This is a genomic window from Acidovorax sp. WCS2018Noco2-16 (genome assembly GCF_031843945.1).
In the GTDB taxonomy this organism is placed as follows: Bacteria; Pseudomonadota; Gammaproteobacteria; order Burkholderiales; family Burkholderiaceae_C; genus Paracidovorax.
Genome location: NZ_JAVTJJ010000013.1, coordinates 1 through 17,255 on the forward strand (window position 1 = coordinate 1; position 17,255 = coordinate 17,255).

General features: G+C 65.7%; 16 protein-coding genes and 1 pseudogene. 4 read left to right on the plus strand and 13 right to left on the minus strand.

The features are described from left to right. Positions 1 to 207: 207 nt before the first annotated feature. From urtD to RQI28_RS18270, 5 genes and pseudogenes are all read right to left on the minus strand, one after another. The gene (urtD, locus tag RQI28_RS18250; RefSeq protein WP_311224136.1) at positions 208 to 1,083 is read right to left on the minus strand and encodes an urea ABC transporter ATP-binding protein UrtD; all 876 of its coding nucleotides are present in this window, start codon (positions 1,081 to 1,083) and stop codon (positions 208 to 210) included. Beyond that, positions 1,080 to 2,237 carry an urea ABC transporter permease subunit UrtC gene (gene urtC, locus RQI28_RS18255; protein WP_311224135.1) on the minus strand — a complete coding sequence of 386 codons (1,158 nt, stop codon included), beginning with the start codon at positions 2,235 to 2,237 and terminating at the stop codon, positions 1,080 to 1,082. Before urtC ends, urtD begins: the two co-directional genes overlap by 4 nt. Positions 2,238 to 2,241: 4 nt before the next feature. Next, positions 2,242 to 3,825: an urea ABC transporter permease subunit UrtB gene (gene urtB / locus RQI28_RS18260; RefSeq protein ID WP_311224134.1), complete on the minus strand. Its 1,584-nt coding sequence runs from the start codon at positions 3,823 to 3,825 to the stop codon at positions 2,242 to 2,244. A 162-nt stretch (positions 3,826 to 3,987) separates the two neighbouring features. After that, positions 3,988 to 5,259: an urea ABC transporter substrate-binding protein gene (gene urtA, locus RQI28_RS18265; RefSeq protein WP_311224133.1), complete on the minus strand. Its 1,272-nt coding sequence runs from the start codon at positions 5,257 to 5,259 to the stop codon at positions 3,988 to 3,990. 147 nt (positions 5,260 to 5,406) lie between these two features. Further along, a pseudogene (locus RQI28_RS18270) lies at positions 5,407 to 5,700 on the minus strand (Lrp/AsnC family transcriptional regulator). Positions 5,701 to 5,790: 90 nt separating this feature from the next. On the opposite strand from RQI28_RS18270, the gene RQI28_RS18275 reads away from it, so the two are divergent. Next, complete coding sequence (locus RQI28_RS18275) at positions 5,791 to 5,919, plus strand: hypothetical protein (RefSeq protein ID WP_311224132.1); 129 nt, start codon at positions 5,791 to 5,793, stop codon at positions 5,917 to 5,919. 124 nt (positions 5,920 to 6,043) lie between these two features. On the opposite strand, the gene RQI28_RS18280 is transcribed toward RQI28_RS18275, so the two are convergent. The 8 genes from RQI28_RS18280 to RQI28_RS18315 all read right to left on the minus strand — a co-directional run bounded on the left by RQI28_RS18280 (position 6,044) and on the right by RQI28_RS18315 (position 13,873). After that, entirely contained in the window at positions 6,044 to 6,622 is a 579-nt protein-coding gene (locus RQI28_RS18280; RefSeq protein WP_311224131.1) for a YceI family protein, read from the minus strand. Positions 6,623 to 6,699: 77 nt separating this feature from the next. Next, the gene (locus RQI28_RS18285) at positions 6,700 to 7,275 is read right to left on the minus strand and encodes a YceI family protein (protein WP_311224130.1); all 576 of its coding nucleotides are present in this window, start codon (positions 7,273 to 7,275) and stop codon (positions 6,700 to 6,702) included. 36 nt (positions 7,276 to 7,311) lie between these two features. Next, complete coding sequence (locus RQI28_RS18290; protein ID WP_311224129.1) at positions 7,312 to 7,869, minus strand: cytochrome b; 558 nt, start codon at positions 7,867 to 7,869, stop codon at positions 7,312 to 7,314. A gap of 427 nt (positions 7,870 to 8,296) precedes the next feature. Further along, positions 8,297 to 10,066 (minus strand): biotin carboxylase N-terminal domain-containing protein, encoded by a 1,770-nt coding sequence (locus RQI28_RS18295; RefSeq protein ID WP_311224128.1) that lies wholly within the window; start codon positions 10,064 to 10,066, stop codon positions 8,297 to 8,299. Between the two features lie 17 nt (positions 10,067 to 10,083). After that, entirely contained in the window at positions 10,084 to 10,209 is a 126-nt protein-coding gene (locus RQI28_RS18300) for a hypothetical protein (protein ID WP_311224127.1), read from the minus strand. Beyond that, the gene (gene pxpB / locus RQI28_RS18305; protein WP_311224126.1) at positions 10,206 to 11,810 is read right to left on the minus strand and encodes a 5-oxoprolinase subunit PxpB; all 1,605 of its coding nucleotides are present in this window, start codon (positions 11,808 to 11,810) and stop codon (positions 10,206 to 10,208) included. The genes RQI28_RS18300 and pxpB overlap by 4 nt, the downstream gene beginning before the upstream one ends. Positions 11,811 to 11,820: 10 nt before the next feature. After that, positions 11,821 to 12,579: a 5-oxoprolinase subunit PxpA gene (locus RQI28_RS18310; protein ID WP_311224125.1), complete on the minus strand. Its 759-nt coding sequence runs from the start codon at positions 12,577 to 12,579 to the stop codon at positions 11,821 to 11,823. A 49-nt stretch (positions 12,580 to 12,628) separates the two neighbouring features. Next, positions 12,629 to 13,873 carry an MFS transporter gene (locus RQI28_RS18315; protein WP_311224124.1) on the minus strand — a complete coding sequence of 415 codons (1,245 nt, stop codon included), beginning with the start codon at positions 13,871 to 13,873 and terminating at the stop codon, positions 12,629 to 12,631. Between the two features lie 272 nt (positions 13,874 to 14,145). Between RQI28_RS18315 and RQI28_RS18320 the strand changes: the two genes are divergently transcribed. The 3 genes from RQI28_RS18320 (at position 14,146) to RQI28_RS18330 (ending at position 17,241) form a co-directional block, all read left to right on the plus strand. Beyond that, a complete protein-coding gene (locus RQI28_RS18320) occupies positions 14,146 to 14,805 on the plus strand; it encodes a GntR family transcriptional regulator (protein WP_311224123.1) in 660 nt (219 codons plus the stop codon). A 178-nt stretch (positions 14,806 to 14,983) separates the two neighbouring features. Next, positions 14,984 to 15,691, plus strand: a complete 708-nt coding sequence (locus RQI28_RS18325) for a DUF3334 family protein (RefSeq protein WP_311224122.1) — start codon at positions 14,984 to 14,986, stop codon at positions 15,689 to 15,691. Between the two features lie 302 nt (positions 15,692 to 15,993). After that, positions 15,994 to 17,241: a thiolase family protein gene (locus RQI28_RS18330; protein ID WP_311224121.1), complete on the plus strand. Its 1,248-nt coding sequence runs from the start codon at positions 15,994 to 15,996 to the stop codon at positions 17,239 to 17,241. Positions 17,242 to 17,255 lie beyond the last annotated feature (14 nt).

Genomic DNA, 17,255 nt, shown 5'->3' on the forward strand with positions numbered 1-17,255 from the left:
CGCGCAGTGAGTTCCGCGGCGCACCCCGCGCCCTGCCCGACACAGGTTGCCCCGCTCGCCGCAGGCGAAAGGGGTCGCAGACAGTCGGGTCGCCTTTTCTTTGCCTACTTTCTTTTGGCGAAGCAAAAGAAAGGAGGTGCGCCGCCGGGAGCACATCCCGGCCCCGGGAAACAAACCCACCACAAGAATCGATACAGCACCGATCCATCACCGCCCCAGATAAACCTCAATCACCCGCTCATCCGCCTGCACCTGATCCAACGTCCCCTCCGCCAACACAGCCCCATCACACAGCACGGTGACCTTCTCTGAAATCGTCCGAATGAACGACATGTCGTGCTCCACCACCATCAAAGAGTGCTTGCCCTTCAGCGTCAAAAACAACTCGGCGGTACGAGCAGTCTCGTCATCCGTCATCCCAGCCACAGGCTCGTCGAGCAACAGCAACTTAGGGTCCTGCATCAGCAGCATCCCAATCTCCAGCCACTGCTTTTGCCCATGGCTCAGGTTACCGGCAAGGCGCGACACACTGCCCGCCAGGTGAATGGTGTGCAGCACCTCCGCCAGACGGTCCGACTGCACCGAGTCCAACCGGAAAAACATCGACGACGTCACGCCCTTGTGGGTTTTCAGCGCCAGCTCCAGGTTCTCGAACACGGTCAGCTGTTCGAACACGGTGGGCTTCTGGAACTTCCGGCCGATGCCCAAGCTGGCGATCTGCGGCTCGTTGTGGCGCAGCAAATCGATGGTGCTGCCGAAGAAGACCGTTCCCTGCTGGGGCCGGGTCTTGCCGGTGATGATGTCCATCATCGTGGTCTTGCCCGCGCCATTCGGGCCGATGATGCAGCGCAGCTCGCCAGGCGCGATGTCCAGGTTCAGCCCGTTGATGGCCTTGAAGCCGTCGAAGCTGACGTGCACGTCTTCCAAATACAGGATGCGGCCGTGCGTCACGTCCACCTCGCCGGGTGTGGCCACGCGCGAGAAGCCGGCTGCGCGGCCGCCCGATTCGGTCTTGCCCAAGGCGCTGGGCTCTGGCGCACGGCTGGCGCGGCGAACGCCTTCTTCCATCAGATCGGGGGTCATGGCGCAGTGCCCTCTTCTTTCTTGACACTGTCGGCCATGGCCTCGGGGCCCTTGCGCGTGCGGCCGCGCAACAGGCCCACCACGCCGTTCGGCAAAAACAGCGTCACGGCGATGAACAGTGCGCCGAGGAAGTACAGCCAGAACTCAGGAGCCACCACGGTCAGCCAGCTCTTGGCGCCGTTGACGATGAACGCACCGACGATGGGCCCGATCAGCGTGGCGCGGCCGCCCACCGCCGCCCAGATGGCGATCTCGATGGAGTTGGCGGCGCTCATCTCGCCGGGGTTGATGATGCCGACCTGCGGCACGTACAAAGCGCCGGCCACGCCGCACATCATGGCGCTGATGGTCCAGATGGTGAGCTTGTAGGGCAGCGGCGAATAGCCCGAGAACATCACGCGCGTCTCCGCGTCGCGCACGGCCTGCAGCACGCGGCCGAACTTGGATGCCACCAGCCAGCGGCCCATCAAAAAGAAGCCTAGCAGCGCCAGCCCGGTCAGCACGAACAGCAGCATGCGCATGTTCTGCGTGGCGATGGGCTGGCCGAAGATGCGCTTGAAGTCGGTGAAGCCGTTGTTGCCGCCAAAGCCCGTTTCGTTGCGGAAAAAGAGCAGCATGGCCGCGTACGTCATGGCCTGCGTGATGATCGAAAAGTACACGCCCTTGATGCGCGAGCGGAAGGCGAAGTAGCCGAACACGAAGGCGATGGCGCCAGGCACCGCGACGATGAGGATCAGCGTGGCGATGAAGCTGTCGGACAGCGCCCAGTGCCAGGGCAGCTCTTTCCAGTCGAGGAACACCATGAAGTCGGGCAGCTCGCTTTGGTAGTTGCCATCGCGGCCGATCTGGCGCATGAGGTACATGCCCATCACGTAGCCGCCCAAAGCGAAAAAGAGGCCGTGCCCCAGGCTCAGGATGCCGGTGTAGCCCCAGATCAAGTCCATGGCCAGCGCGCAGATGGCATAGCACATGATCTTGCCCAGCAGGGCCACGGCATAGTCGGACAGGTGCAGCGGGCTGCCGGCCGGCACGGCCAGATTCAGCACCGGCGCCACGGCGCACACCACCAGCAGAGCGACCAGAAAGGCCGACCAGCCGGCGCGTGAGAGCAGCGGCGCGCGCTGCGGTAAAACGAGGGAGGGGTTCGCTGGCATGGCGTCAGGCTTCCGCACTGCGGCCTTTCATGGCAAAGATGCCTTGCGGCCGTTTCTGGATGAAGATGATGATGATCACCAGCACGGCGATCTTGGCCAGCACGGCGCCCGTCCAGCCTTCGAGGAATTTGTTCAGCACGCCCAGGCCCAGCGCCGCATACACGGTACCGGCCAGCTGGCCCACGCCGCCCAGCACCACCACCATGAACGAATCGACGATGTAGCCCTGGCCCAGGTCGGGGCCGACATTGCCGACCTGGCTCAACGCGCAGCCCGCCAGGCCCGCGATGCCGGAGCCGAGCGCGAAGGCATAGGTGTCGACACGCGCCGTGTTCACACCCATGCATGACGCAATGGGGCGGTTCTGCGTCACGCCGCGCACGAACAGGCCCAAGCGCGTCCGGCTGATGAGAAACGCCACGCCCGCCAGCACCGCAAAAGCAAAGGCGACGATGATCACGCGGTTCCACGGCAGCTGCAGGTTGTCCATCAACTGCACGCCGCCGCTCATCCATGACGGGTTTTCCACACCCACGTTCTGCGCGCCGAACACGGTGCGCACCAGCTGCTGCAGCATCAGGCTGATGCCCCAGGTGGCCAGCAGTGTCTCCAGCGGGCGGCCGTACAGAAAGCGGATCACGCCGCGCTCCAGCAACGCGCCGATCAGTGCCGACGCCATGAACGCGACCGGCACCGCCGCCACCAGGTACCAGTCGAAGGCACCGGGCAGGTACTTCTGGAACAGGCCCTGCATGACGTAGGTGGCGTAGGCGCCGATCATCATCAACTCGCCGTGCGCCATGTTGATCACGCCCATCAGCCCGTAGGTGATGGCCAGCCCCAGGGCGACCAGCAGCAGGATGGAGCCGAGGCTGATGCCCGAGAACAGCGCGGCGAGCTTTTCGCCCCACTGCAGGCGGCCTTCTACCGCCGTCAGCGCGGACTGGATGGCGGCCTTGACCTTGGGGTCGGCCTCGGTGCGCAGTTGCTCCAGCAGCACGGTGCGCGTGCCAGGGTTGCCGCTGCTGGCCAGGTACTGCGCGGCCTCCAGGCGACGGCCCGCGTGGCTGCTGGCCAGTAGGATGCGCGCGCGAATGGCTTCAAGGCGTGCCTGCAGGGATGCGTCTTTTTCCTGGGCCAGCGCCTTTTCGACGAGCGGCAGGCGCGCCTCGTCGGTTTCTTCCTTCAGCGCCTCGATGGCAGCGCGCCGCTGTGCCGCGTCGGGCGACATCAGCTGCAGCGACGCCAGCGCGGCATCGAATTCTCCCCGCATGCGGTTGTTGTTGACGATGTCTTCGGCATCGTCTGGCACCGGCACCTCGGCGCCGGTGACGGGGTCCAGCCCCTTGTCGTCCTTGGTGACGATGGCCTTGTCGCCGGCGACCTTGACGGCGTCATCGGCCATGGCGCGGATGAAGGCCACGGTGGCGTCGTCGGGCGTGGCAATGGCCGCCTGCAGCGCGGCAATCCGCTCATCGGTATCGCCCGCGGCCATGGCCCGCGCGGCCTCGGCCGTGAGCGCTTGCGCCTGCGCGGCTGCGCACAGCAGCACACAGGCGATCAGGCGAGAAAAGAATGAGGCAAACATGAGGGGGCCGGTAGGTCGAAGAAAACAGGCTTGTGCAGCGCGCAGGGCCCAGACCAGGGCCGCCGCGCAAGGGCCGCCCCGCCGCGCTGGCGGCGTCCCCCCTCCCGAATCGCGCAGCGATTCGAGAGAGGGGGTGAAGGCGCGAAGCGCCTCAGGGGGGTGTCACAGTTTCGACTTGCCGTCCGGTTCGTCCTTCTTCTTGTCGTTGCCTTCGATGTAAGGAGACCATGGCTTGGCCTTCACCGGGCCGGGTGTCTTCCACACCACGTTGAACTGGCCATCGGCCTTGATCTCGCCGATGAACACGCTCTTGTGCAAATGGTGATTCTTCTCGTCCATCTTGCTCACGATGCCGCTGGGGGCCTTGAAGGTCTGGCCGGCCATGGCAGCGATGACCTTGTCCACGTCGGTGCTCTTGGCCTTTTCAACCGCCTGCTTCCACATGTGGATGCCGATGTAGGTGGCTTCCATCGGGTCGTTGGTCAGGGGCTTGTCCTTGTGGCCGGCGATGTTCTTGGCCTTGGCGTAATCACCCCACTGCTTGATGAAGGCGGTGTTGGTGGGGTTCTTGATGGACATGAAGTAGTTCCAGGCAGCCAGGTGGCCAACCAGAGGTTTTGTGTCCACGCCGCGCAGCTCTTCCTCGCCCACGCTGAAGGCAACGACCGGCACGTCCTTGGCCTTCAGGCCGGCGTTGCCCAGCTCTTTGTAGAAGGGCACGTTGGAGTCGCCGTTGATGGTGGACACCACTGCCGTCTTGCCGCCCTGGCTGAACTTCTTGATGTCCGCCACGATGGTCTGGTAGTCGGCGTGGCCGAAGGGGGTGTACTTCTCGTCGATGTCGGAATCCTTCACGCCCTTGGACTTCAGGTAGGCGCGCAGGATCTTGTTGGTGGTGCGCGGGTACACGTAGTCGGTGCCCAGCAGCACCCAGCGCTTGGCACTGCCGCCGTCCTTGCTCATCAGGTAGTCGACCGCAGGAATGGCCTGCTGGTTGGGCGCAGCGCCGGTGTAGAACACGTTCTTGGACAGCTCTTCGCCCTCGTACTGCACGGGGTAGAACAGCAGGCCGTTCATTTCCTCGACCACCGGCAGCACGCTCTTGCGGCTCACCGACGTCCAGCAACCGAAGATGACCGAGACCTTGTCCTGGCCCAGCAGCTGCTTGGTTTTTTCAGCGAACAGCGGCCAGTTGGAGGCCGGGTCCACCACCACGGGTTCGAGCTTCTTGCCCAGCACGCCGCCCTTTGCGTTGATCTCGTCAATGGCCATCAGCACCGTGTCTTTCAACACGGTTTCAGAAATCGCCATGGTGCCCGAGAGGCTGTGCAGCACTCCCACCTTGATGGTGTCCTGCGCATGGGCTGGCAGCACGCACAGGCCCGCCAGTGCTGCGGCGGCGGACAAGGCCTTGAGAGTGAAACGACGTTGCATGAATACGGCTCCGTAGGGGGTGAAAGGACTCGGGTCGCCGGGCCGGTCGGGCCAGTCCTCAAGCGATGGAGTCGATTCTGGGGAGCAGGCTGCCAACCGCAAATACGCCACATGGCGTACGGAACACGCCAAGGCCGCCTGAACGCCCTAATGCGCAGGCATGTGCAGGGCTTCTATGGTGGCGCTCTTGCTCACCGGACTGGACAGCACCAGCGACGTGGTGACGGCGCCGTGCAAGGCCAGTGCATCTAACACGTTCTAGGTCGGCCGGCTCGGCGATGGCCCGTAGCCTTCGATCACACCGGCCGACTGCAACTTGGCAACGCGCTCGCTCATGGCTGGCTGCGACAACCCGATGCGCTTTCCGAGCGCCGCCAGGCTTTGCCGCGCGTCGATCTGTAGCGCCTGCAGGACCAGCCAGTCTTTCTTGTCGATGCGCATGGAGAGGAATGCCGGGCTGGCGACATAGCGGCCCACCCGTCATCCGCGTCCGACGCGGGCGATCTCACGCACGGAGGGCTCATCGCCGCCGTGGCCTGGAGCTTCACGCAGTTCGTGCTGCCGGGCACCGTGCCGCCCGATCTGCATCCAGCACTGAATGCCTTCACCGCACAGGCAGAACAGTTGCCGGCCTTCCGCGCCTGCCCGCAGCAGAACTGAACCCTCCACGCCCGCAGCGGCCCAAGAAAAAGGCCGGCCCCACACAAAGAGTGCGGGCCGGCCTGTATCGGCTTGCCTGTCAAGCGCCCGCGTTAGGCGCCTGAGCCGGCAATGGCGGGCTGACTTACTGCTTCACAGCCTCGATCTGCGCCACGATGCGCACGGTCTTCGTCATGCCGAATTTCACGCCGTAGTCAGCGTCGAACAAGGTACGGTCGATGGTGGTTTCAAAGTCGCCGCCGCACACTTCGCGCTTGAGCATCGGGCTTTGGTAGCAAGCGAACTGGTTGGCCTTGAAGGTCACTGGCTGGGTCTTGCCCTTGATGGTCAGATCGCCCGCAACCGACACCACCTTGTCGCCTTCGAACGTGAACTTGTCACCCACAAACTTGGCGGTGGGGAATTTGGCCGCGTCGAAGATGTCGGCGCCTTGCAAGTGCTTGTCAAACGGAGCCACACCGGTGTTGACGGAGGTGATGTCGATGGTCAGCTCCACCTTGCCAGTCTTGGCCGTCTTGTCCAGCTGAATCGTGCCTTCCTTCTTGTCGAAGCGGCCACGGTTCATAGCCGCACCGAAGTGGCTGATCTCGAACGTGGCGAACGTGTGGGTAGGCTCTACGACGTAGGTGGCCGTCTGGGCCTGCACGGCGCCGGCAGCAAGGGTAGCGGCCACAGCGGCGAGGGCGAAGAGGGATTTGCGCATGTCGAGATCTCCTGGTTGAAAAGAAACGGGAAAAACAAAAGGGAATGGCAGAGAAAACAAAAACGAGGAACCGCCCCTCAGAGCTTGCCCACGCCGGTCAGAGCAAGCTTGAACTTCACCTGAACGTCGTCGGCCACCATGGAGGTGTCAGCCCATTCGTTCTCGCCCAGCTTGAACGCCAGGCGCTTGATGGTGAAGGCGCCCGTGGCGGTGGTCGTGGCACCGCTTTGCGTCAGCGCGACGGGCACGGTCACGTCCTGCGACGCACCCTTGATGCTCAGCTTGCCGGCCACCTCGAACTTGCCGGGGCCCACGGACTTGATGGCCGTGGACTGGAAGGTAGCCTGTGGAAACTTGGGCACGTTGAACCAGGTGGGCTTGGGCAGCTCCGCATCGGTCTCTTTCACACCCAGCGTGGCGCTGCCGGTATCGACGGTGAAGGCGATCTTGCTGGTGGCCAGCTTGGCGGGGTCGAAAGCGACCTGCGCGTCGAACTTCTTGAAGCGGCCTTCCACCGGCACGCCCATCTGCTTGCTGACGAACAAAATCTCGCTTTGCGCGGGCACCAGCGCCTGTTGCGCAAAGGCGGGGACGGCAGCCATCCATGTGGTGGATGCCAGCGCCAGGCTGGCCAGGGTCGTCGAATACTTCATAGGATCGCTCCGTCGGAATGGAAGAAAAAAAGGGGCTCAGCCACGGCCGGGCAGCATGCGCGAGAGCAATCCGTCGCGGTCGATGAGCTGGTGCTTGAGCGCGGCCGCCACGTGCAGCACGACCAGCGCAGCCAGCGCATAGGCGGTGATCTCGTGCCAGGGCTTGATGGCCTCTGCCAGTTCAGGGCTGACCGGCACGAAGCTGGGCAGCGGCAGCACCCCCAGAAACACAATGGGAAAACCAGCCGCCGAGCTGTAGGCCCAGCCCACCAGCGGCACGATGAAAAAGAGCGCATAGAGCGAGTGGTGCGTGGCGTGGTGAGCCACCTCCTGCCAGCGCGGCATGGCCGACTTCATGGCAGCGGGCAGCGCCGGCGGCCGATGCGTGAGGCGCCATGCCAGCCGCACCATCGAAAGCGCCAAAATTGCCACGCCGGCCCACTTGTGCCAGTTGTACAGCTTCAGCCGCTGGGGTGAGAACGGCAGGCCGGTCATGTAGTAACCCACCCCGAATACGGCAACGATGGCCAAGCCCAGCGACCAATGCAAAGCGATGGCGGTAGCGGTATATCGGGCCGGGCGAGATGAGGTCATGGCTGGGTCGGTGGTGGAAAGATCTGCGCGCAAGCTTTAGCAGCCCCGCAACGTGAGCGCAGCAGTCTAGAGCGGCGATCGGTCGCAAAGTTGCAATGAAGTTGATGCATTTATTCAATTTTTTTGAACGTGCAGCGCTTTTTCGCACTCTGGCTGCGCCTGAATGGCAAGTGATCAGGCTGACGTGCGGAATGTACGAGCCGGTCAGCATACCTGCGTCGTACGCCCTGGAAACGAGGCTTACTGGCGTTGGCTGGCCGGGGTGTTGGATGCCAGCGGCGGAAGATGCGCCTCTGGATGCGTCCCAACACACAGCGATGATGGCGCCGGGCTGCCACACGCCAGGTCAGAGTTGGGTGCGCAACGGCCATGCTCAGACCCCTTGGCGCCCCGAAGGCGCAGCCAACCCCGGCGCTTGGATCGCGCTCTAGCCGATCTCGGCCAGGCTCGCCCCGGCAGCTTGCAGGCTGCCGGCTGCGGCCCGCAGCGTGATGCGGCCTGCGCGGTGGGCCGTCACCTGCATTTCCATCTTCATCGCTTCCATCACGGCCACCACGTCGCCTTCGGCCACGGTGTCGCCGTCCGCCACCTTCCAGGTCTGCAGCGTGCCGGCAATGGGTGCTGCCACGGCGGCCGGGTCTGGGGCCCCTGCGGCCACAGCACCCGATGATGTGCCCTGCGCGCCACCCGGCAGCGCCTGCAGACCGCGCAGCAGTCCGGCCGGCAAACCCAGCGTGACGCGCCGGCCGTCGATCTCCGCTTCCATGCGCAGCAGCGTGCCGTCGGGCTGTGGCCCGGCGCGCACGGCGGCAGCCAGGTCGTTGGCGAATTCGGTTTCGATCCAGCGCGTGTGCACCTTGAAGCCTTCGGCCCCGCCCTGTGCGCCATCTCCGTATTCATTTCCTGCCGCGAAATCGGCATGCTCGATGACCGCGCGGTGAAACGGCAGCACCGAGGCCACGCCTTCGATGCGGAATTCACGCAGCGCGCGCCGCGCCCTGGCCAGTGCCTGGGCCCGCGTGGCACCGGTGACGATGAGCTTGGCCATGAGTGAATCGAAGGTGCCGGGAACGACCGAGCCTGCAGCCACACCCGAGTCCACCCGCACGCCAGGACCCGAGGGCACCTCGAAGCGCGTGATGGCGCCAGGCGTGGGCAGAAAGCCGCGGCCGACGTCTTCGGCGTTGATGCGGAATTCGATGGCGTGGCCCAGCGGGGCGGGCACGTCGGTGGCATCCAGCCGGTGGCCGTCGGCCACGCGCAGTTGCTCCACCACCAGGTCGATGCCGGTGGTCTGCTCGGTCACCGGGTGTTCGACCTGCAGGCGCGTGTTCACTTCGAGGAACGACAACGCGCCGCTGCCCGACAGCAAAAACTCCACCGTGCCCGCACTGCTGTAGCCGGCCTCGGCGCAAATGTCGCGCGCGGCCTGGTGAATGCGCTCACGCTGCGCGTCGGTCAGAAAAGGCGCTGGGGCCTCTTCCACCAGCTTCTGGTTGCGGCGCTGCAACGAACAGTCGCGCGTGCCCAGCACCCGCACGGTGCCGTGCTGGTCGGCCAGCACCTGCGCTTCGATGTGGCGGGGCTTGTCGAGGAACTGCTCGACGAAGCACTCGCCGCGACCGAACGCGGTGACGGCCTCGCGCACGGCGGATGCGTAGAGGTCTTCCACCTCGTCCATGCGCCAGGCGATCTTCATGCCGCGACCGCCGCCGCCGAATGCTGCCTTGATGATGATGGGCAGGCCGATGCGCTCGGCAAAGGCGACCACTTCGCTGGCGTCGTTCACCGGACCTTCCGTGCCCGCCACCAGCGGCGCGCCCACCTTCAGGGCGATCTTGCGCGCCTCGACCTTGTCGCCCAGCCGGGCGATGGCCTCGGGCGACGGGCCGATCCAGACCATGCCGGCGTCGATGACCGCCTGGGCGAAGGCCGCGCTTTCCGAGAGAAAGCCGTAACCGGGGTGCACTGCATCTGCGCCGCTGCGCTGGGCAACGGCCAGCAGCTTGGCCACGTTCAGATAGGTGTCGGCCGGACGGTCGCCGTCCAGGCCGTAGGCCTCATCAGCCATGCAGGTGTGCAAGGCGCCCAGGTCAGCATTGGCGTAGACAGCGACCGATTTCACACCGTAGTCGGCGCAGGCGCGGGCAATCCGGACGGCGATCTCGCCCCGGTTGGCAATCAGAACTTTTTTCATAGCTTTCACCTTTTGCCTCAAGCCAATATGGGGGTGGCGAGCTCGCTGTCGCCTGCTGCGCAGGCACGGCAATCTGTAGAAACGCCCGCTGCGCGGTCGTTTTCGCCTTGGCTGGCGATCAAAAATTTTTTCATGGCATTCAAGTCAGTGTCACAGGCTCGAACGCCCGGATGGGATGGAAACGGATCCAGGCGCCGACGGGAATCTGCCCCGCGCGGTCCCGGTGATAAGGGGCTACGCAGCCGATGACGGGATAGCCGCCGGTCAGCGGGTGGTCCGCCAGAAACAGCACCGGCTGGCCGCTGGGCGGCACCTGGATGGCGCCGGTGGGAGTGCCCTCGCTGGGCAGCTCGCCCGCTACGGCGCGGGTGAGCGGCGACTCGCCGGCCAGGCGGATGCCCACGCGGTTCGATTGCGGCGTGACCTGCCAGCGCTGGCTGCTGAGCAGCTCCACGGCCTCGGGCGTGAACCAGTCGGTTCGCGGGCCGAGCACCACGTCGAGCACCACGTCTTCATGCACGGTGGGCAGATCCTGCGGCGGCACCTCGGGCGTGCCGACGATGGCGCCGCGCGGCGTGGGCCGCACGGCCAGCACGTCGCCGGCCGCCAGCGCCGCGGGGCCGACGCTGGCGAGCGTGTCGGTGGCGCAGCTGCCCAGCACCGGTTCGACGGCATAGCCGCCGCGCACGGCGATGTAGCTGCGCGTGCCTGCCACGGGTTCGCCAAAAGCCAGCACGTCGCCATCGGCAAGCGCCAGTGGCTGGTAGCGGCCGACGGCCCAGGCGTGGCCCGCGGCATTGGTGAGCGTGAGCGGCGCCTCCGCTCCGGTGACCGCGACCACCACGTCGCCCCGGCTTTTCAGGCGCAGGCCGCCGTTCACCGTCTCCAGGCAGGCCGCGCCGGGGGCATTGCCCGCCAGCCGGTTGGCGGCGCGGCAGGCAGACTGGTCCATGGCGCCGGAGGCGGACACACCCTGCCCTGCCTGGCCGTGCCGGCCCAGGTCCTGGAACAGCGTCTGCAGGCCGGGCGCCAGCACTTCCAGCGCGGAGCCTGCTGGTGGCGCCTGCACAAAAGCATTCAAGCCTTTTTGGCCTCTAGCGCTTGCTGGATAAGCGCTAGCAGCTATGCTTTTAATAGCAATATCAGCAAAGCGCACCCGCCAGCCCGGCTGCAGCAGCGCGGGCGGCTCGCGGTCGATATCCCACATGGCCGTGGGCGTGGTGCCGATGATCTGCCAGCCGCCCGGGCTGGCCTGCGGGTAGACGCCGCTGAAGGTGCCGGCCAGGCCCACGGCGCCGGCCGGAATGCGGGTGCGGGGCGTGGTGCGGCGGGGCACGTCCAGGCTGGGGTCGCCACCCGCCAGGTAGCCGAAACCGGGCGCGAAGCCGGTGAAGGCGACGGTGTATTCGCTGCCGGTGTGGCGGCGCACGACTTCTTCGGGCGAGATGCCCAGCATCTGCGCCACTTCGGCCAGGTCTTCACCGTCGTAATGCACGGGGATCTCGACCAGTGTGTCGCTGCGCTGGGCAGCCGCGCTCACGTCGCGCAGCGCTATCTTCTCGACCAGCGCGGCAAAGCTTTGGGCGGCGGGCCGGAACTGGACCAGGATGGTGCGCGCGGCAGGCACCAGTTCGTCGATGCCGGCGATGGGGTCGTGCCGCAGCGAGGCCAGCAGCGCCAGCGTCTGGTCCAGATCGTCCAGTTCCACCAGCAGCGCATTGAGGTTGACGGGAAGAAAACGCATCATCGGGCGATCAACCAGCAAAGGCAGTGATGGCGACGCCCTCTTGCTCCAGGCGCGCCCGAAGTTGCCGCCCGATTGCCACCGCGCCGGGGCTGTCGCCGTGCACACAGAGGGAGTCGGCCTGGATCCGCACCGTGCTGCCGTCGATGGCCTCCAGCGTGCCGTCGCACACCAGGCGCAGCATGCGGTCGGCAATGTGCTGCGCGTCGTGCAGCACGGCGCCAGGCTCCCGGCGCGATACCAGCGCGCCCTGGGGCGTGTACGCCCGGTCCGCAAAGGCCTCTGCCACCACGCGCAGGCCCGCATCCTGCGCCCAGCCGATCAAGGGCGAACCTGCCAACGCCACCAGCACCAGCGCGGGGTCGATCTCGCGCATGGCAGTGATCACGTCGCGTGCCTGGCGCGGGTCGTGGGCAATGGTGTTGTAGAGCGCGCCATGCGGCTTCACGTAGCTCACGCGCGTGCCGGCGGCTGTAGCCAGGCCCTGCAGCGCGCCGATCTGGTAGATGACGTCAGCCACCAGGTCGGCACTGGCCACGTCCATGTTGCGGCGCCCGAAGCCGGCCAGGTCGGGGTAGGACACGTGGGCGCCCACGGCCACGCCCTCGGCCTTGGCGGCCTTGAGCGTGGCGAGAATGCCGGCCGCATCGCCCGCGTGGAAGCCACAGGCCACGTTGGCGCTGGTGACGATGCCCAGCATGGCGGCGTCGTCGCCCATGTGCCAGGCGCCCAGGCTTTCTCCCAGGTCGCTGTTCAGGTCGATATGCATAGGTTCTCGCAGTCGGGGTGGGAGGATGAGGACGGTTTGGCGATCACGCTCACACAGCGTCGGTGCCGGCGGACAGCTCGCGCCCCTGCGTTTCAGGCAATGCCAGGCAGGCAATGATGACCAGCAGGTAGGCGCCTGCCGCCATGTAGCCGATGGACATGCCCAGCGGAATGGTGGCGCTCGTGTACCCGATCATCGCTGGAAAGATGGAGCCGACCGCACGGCCGAAGTTGTAGCAAAAGCCCTGGCCCGATCCACGGATGTGGCTGGGATACAGCTCGGACAGATAGGCACCCATGCCCGAGAAGATGCCCGAGAGGAAGAAGCCCAGCGGAAAGCCCAGCAGCATCATGGCCGCATCGGTGATGGGCAACCGCGTGTAGGCAATGACCAGCAGGCCCGCACACACGGCGAACAGCATGAAGCAACGACGGCGACCCAGCTTGTCGGACAGCCAGGCGCTGGTGAGGTAGCCGCAGAACGAGCCGACGATCAGCACCATCAGGTAGCCGCTGGTGCCCAGCACCGACAGGTTGCGCTCCAGTTTCAGGTAGGTGGGCAGCCAGGTCGTCACCGCGTAGTAGGCGCCCTGCATGCCGGTGGCCAGCAGGCTGGCGAACACGGTCACGCGCAGCACACCGGGCTTGAAGATCAGCAGAAAGTTGCTGCTCTGCCCGGTGCGGGCCAGCCGGGCCTTCGTTTCCCGATACACGTCAGGCTCGCTGATGTTGCGGCGGATGTAGAGGATGAAGAGCGCCGGCAGCGCGCCCAGCCAGAACAGCACGCGCCAGGCATAGGCCTGGTCCACCAGGGCATACACCGCCCAGAAGGCGATGGCCGACACCCCCCAGCCCACCGCCCAGCTGCTTTGCACCAGGCCCACGGCCTTGCCGCGGTGGCGCGCCTGAACCATTTCGGCCACCAGTATCGAGCCGACGGCCCACTCACCGCCGAAGCCCAGGCCTTGCAGCATGCGGGTGACGAAGAGCTGTTCGGGCGACTGGGTGAAGCCGCTCAGAAAGGTAAAGAAGCTGAACCACAGCACCGTCAGCTGCAGGATGCGCACCCGCCCGTACCGGTCCGCCAGGATGCCCGCCAGCCAGCCGCCCACGGCCGAGCTGATGAGCGCGCCCGTGGCGATGTAGCCCGCCTCGGCCTTGGTCATGCCCCATACGAGGATGAACGTCGGAATCATGAACGTGTAGATCATGTAGTCGAACGCATCGACCCCGTATCCGACGAATGCGGCGAAGAGCGTTTTGCGCTCTGCCGGGTTGGTTTCCTTGAGCCACATGGTGTGTTCCGTTTCCGAGGTAGACGACTTGAGAAGACTTGAGATAGAGAGCAAGTACTGCGCCAGCTTGATCAATGTCTACCTGATTGATAAATCATTAATTACTTATTGTTGAACAATATGAATGTGATCGATGATGGGGATTACCCGCACTTGCAGGGTGCACCAGCGCCCTGCCGCAGTGCGCCCGGTATGTCGTTGCACAATCCAGCAGCCGATCCCATGCCGCCAACCCCTGGCGCCTATCGCGCTACCGCTTGATCCAACACCCGATGAGTGAACAACCTGCCCTGAACCTGACCGACCGCGTCGGCGACCAGATCCGCCGCAGGATCGTGGCGGGGGAATTCGCCCCCGGCCAGCGCCTGTCCGAAGCCGCCCTGGCCGAGAGCCTGGATATCTCGCGCAACACCCTGCGCGAGGTGTTCCGCCTGCTGACCAAGGAAGGGCTGCTCAAGCACGAGCCCAACCGGGGCGTGTCCGTGGCGGTACCCAGCATCGCGTCGATCATCGACATCTATCGCGTGCGCCGACTGATCGAATGCCAGGCGCTGGCGCAGGCCTACCCGCGCCACCCGGCCAGGCAGCACTTGCGCGAAGCGGTGGACGCCGCCCAGCGCTGCCGCGACGCGGGCGACTGGCAGGGCGTGGGCACGGCCAACATGGAGCTGCACATGGCCGTGGTGGAACTGGCCGACAGCGAGCGCCTGAACGTGATGTTCTCGCATCTGCTGGCCGAGTTGCGGTTGGCCTTCGGCCTGCTGAAAGACCCGGAATTCCTGCACGCGCCCTATGTGGACATGAACGTGAGGGTCGTCGAGCTGTTCGAGGCCGGCAAGCTGCAGGACGCGGCGGCCCATCTCAACGAATACCTGGTGCAGTCCGAGCGCATCGTGCTGGCGGCGTACGCCCGGCGCATTTCTCAGCACTGAAAGACACCGCCGCGATCCGGCCGTGGGGCGGTTCCAACGCCCTGCGCATTCACCCGGCCGGGCAGCCGGCGAAAGCGCCGGCCGGCGATACACTGCGGCAGGCCGTCCACAGCCGGACGCGCCCGGCGCTTGCGCCGCCCTTTTTTGCCCCGCTCTCGCCCTACCCCAAGCCGCCGCCATGCATCCCACAGAAACCACCGTCGTGTACGGCACCGAAGACATCCTCGTGAGCCTGTGCAACTCCGTGACGCGCGTGCTCAGCGTCGCCACGCAGAAGCCGTTTCATTACTCGGGCATGGTGCAGCGCATTTCCAAGACCTGCCTGAAGCCCGACATCGGCTGCTTCGTGCTGTTCGACGGGGGCTTTTCGGGGCTGGTCATCATCAACTTCTCGAAAGAGGCGGCGATGGAGATCTATCAGAGCTACCTGCTCAGCATGGGCATGTCGCAGTCCGACCTGGCCGCGTCGTACACCTCAGACGAAGTCTCCAACGTGATGGGCGAGTTGATGAACCAGGTGGTGGGCGACTTCACCGGCAAGGTGCGCCGCGAGCTGCAGACCCACATCACGCAGAACCAGCCCAAGATGCTGGTGCTGAACCAGCAGGTGCTGCTGAGCGTGGACGCCAACCTGGACAAACCCGAGGCGCGCCGCGTGACGTTCTACACAGCCAGCAACCACATCTTCTACCTGGAACTGGCCATCGACCGCACCGAATTCGTGAAGGTGGTGGACTTTGAACCGCAAGACACACCCGACCCCGACGCATTGATCGCAGCCCAGGGCCAGGCGTCGGCGTCCCCCGCCGCATCGGGCTCGGCTTCGCAGGCCAGCAGCAACGGCGACAGCGACACCGATGCGCTGCTGCGGTCGCTGGGTATGTAATTGCTATTATTTTAATAGCTACCAGCGCTTGATAGATAAGCGCTAGAGCCCGATTTCCCTCTAAAACCGGCCCCAGGCACAGGGGCCGGGCAGGCGCACCGGCTGTGCCTCGCTGCCAGCGGCTGTTACGCAGCCACGCACACACATCCCCCACAACCCGGGCAAGCGCATGACCGGGTAAACCCCTGCAAGCATCGACGGCCTGAGGCTTTGTATTTTTCAAATCGTTAGCTAGACTAACTGATATCCGAAAAATCAATTCGCCAACCGCTCATTGGGCGGCTGGCGATCAGGCCCTCGCCATGACCTCTACGCTTTTCTCGCGCCGCATCGACGACACCTGGCTGCTTGGCGCAGCCCGCACTCCCTGGGTGGACTACTGCGGCCCACTCGCGCTGGTGTCGCCCACCGACCTGGGCATTCATGCGGCGCGTGCCGCCATCGCACGCAGTGGCATTGCACCGGACAGCGTCGACTCCACCGTGGCGACCTCCATGGCGCAAGCAGACTTCGACGCCTACATGCTGCCCCGCCACGTGGGCCTGTATGCCGGTGTGCCGCTGCAGGCACCGGCCATCGGCGTGCAGCGCATTTGCGGCAGCGGCTTCGAGGTGCTGCGCCAGGCAGCCGACCAGATCGCGCTGGGCTATGCCGATACGGTGCTGGCCGTTGGCGCCGAATCGATGAGCCGCAACCCCATCTGCGCGTACACCCATCGCAGCGGCTTTCGCCTGGGTGCGCCGGTCGAGTTCAAGGACTTTCTGTGGGAGGCGCTGGACGACCCCGCCGCCCGCGTGTCGATGATCCAGACGGCCGAGAACCTGGCCGTCAAGTACGGCATCACGCGTGCCGAAGTCGACGCATACGCCGCACTGTCGTTCGAGCGGGCCGTAGCCGCGCAGGCCGGCGGCCGCTTCGACGTGGAGATCGAGCCGGTGCGCGACCAGCGCTTCGAGCTGGCTGGCTACGAGTCGCGCGGCATTCGCCTGCCCCGCAAGGCCGGCCAGCAAGACCGCGACACCCATGTGCGCGCATCGCCCATCGAGGTGCTGGCCGCGCTGCGCACCGTGTACGACGGCGGCGTGCAGACCGCCGGCAACTCCGCCGCGCTGGTCGACGGCGCGGCCGCTGCCGTGGTGGCCAGCGGCAAGCGCATTCGCGCCGAAGGCCTGCAGCCGCTGGTGCGGCTGGCCGGCGCCGCGGCGGCCGGCGTGCCGCCCGAGATCATGGGCATCGGCCCGGTGCCCGCCATCCGTGCGCTGCTGGATCGCTGCGGACTGCAGCTCGCCGACATCGCGCTGATCGAGATCAACGAGGCCCAGGGCGCGCAGGTGCTGGCCTGCGCACGTGAACTGGGGCTGGACATGGACCGGCTCAACGTCAACGGCGGCTCCATCGCACTGGGCCATCCGCTGGCCGCCACCGGCCTGCGTCTGACCTTGACGGCAGCGCATGAGCTGCGTCGGCGCGGTGCGCGTTGGGCTGTCGTGTCTGCCTGCGTGGGCGGTGGCCAGGGCATGGCGCTGCTGCTGGAAAACACGGAAGCCTGAGAAAGAACGAGCAC

Excerpts from the sequence above, each read along its gene's own strand:
- RQI28_RS18320 (WP_311224123.1), top strand. The coding sequence starts at position 14,146 with ATGAGTGAACAACCTGCCCTGAACCTGACCGACCGCGTCGGCGACCAG.
- RQI28_RS18290 (WP_311224129.1), bottom strand. The coding sequence starts at position 7,869 with ATGACCTCATCTCGCCCGGCCCGATATACCGCTACCGCCATCGCTTTG.
- urtD (WP_311224136.1), bottom strand. The coding sequence starts at position 1,083 with ATGACCCCCGATCTGATGGAAGAAGGCGTTCGCCGCGCCAGCCGTGCG.
- RQI28_RS18325 (WP_311224122.1), top strand. The coding sequence starts at position 14,984 with ATGCATCCCACAGAAACCACCGTCGTGTACGGCACCGAAGACATCCTC.
- pxpB (WP_311224126.1), bottom strand. The coding sequence starts at position 11,810 with ATGCGTTTTCTTCCCGTCAACCTCAATGCGCTGCTGGTGGAACTGGAC.
- RQI28_RS18295 (WP_311224128.1), bottom strand. The coding sequence starts at position 10,066 with ATGAAAAAAGTTCTGATTGCCAACCGGGGCGAGATCGCCGTCCGGATT.
- urtC (WP_311224135.1), bottom strand. The coding sequence starts at position 2,237 with ATGCCAGCGAACCCCTCCCTCGTTTTACCGCAGCGCGCGCCGCTGCTC.
- RQI28_RS18280 (WP_311224131.1), bottom strand. The coding sequence starts at position 6,622 with ATGCGCAAATCCCTCTTCGCCCTCGCCGCTGTGGCCGCTACCCTTGCT.
- RQI28_RS18330 (WP_311224121.1), top strand. The coding sequence starts at position 15,994 with ATGACCTCTACGCTTTTCTCGCGCCGCATCGACGACACCTGGCTGCTT.
- urtA (WP_311224133.1), bottom strand. The coding sequence starts at position 5,259 with ATGCAACGTCGTTTCACTCTCAAGGCCTTGTCCGCCGCCGCAGCACTG.
- RQI28_RS18310 (WP_311224125.1), bottom strand. The coding sequence starts at position 12,579 with ATGCATATCGACCTGAACAGCGACCTGGGAGAAAGCCTGGGCGCCTGG.
- RQI28_RS18315 (WP_311224124.1), bottom strand. The coding sequence starts at position 13,873 with ATGTGGCTCAAGGAAACCAACCCGGCAGAGCGCAAAACGCTCTTCGCC.
- urtB (WP_311224134.1), bottom strand. The coding sequence starts at position 3,825 with ATGTTTGCCTCATTCTTTTCTCGCCTGATCGCCTGTGTGCTGCTGTGC.
- RQI28_RS18285 (WP_311224130.1), bottom strand. The coding sequence starts at position 7,275 with ATGAAGTATTCGACGACCCTGGCCAGCCTGGCGCTGGCATCCACCACA.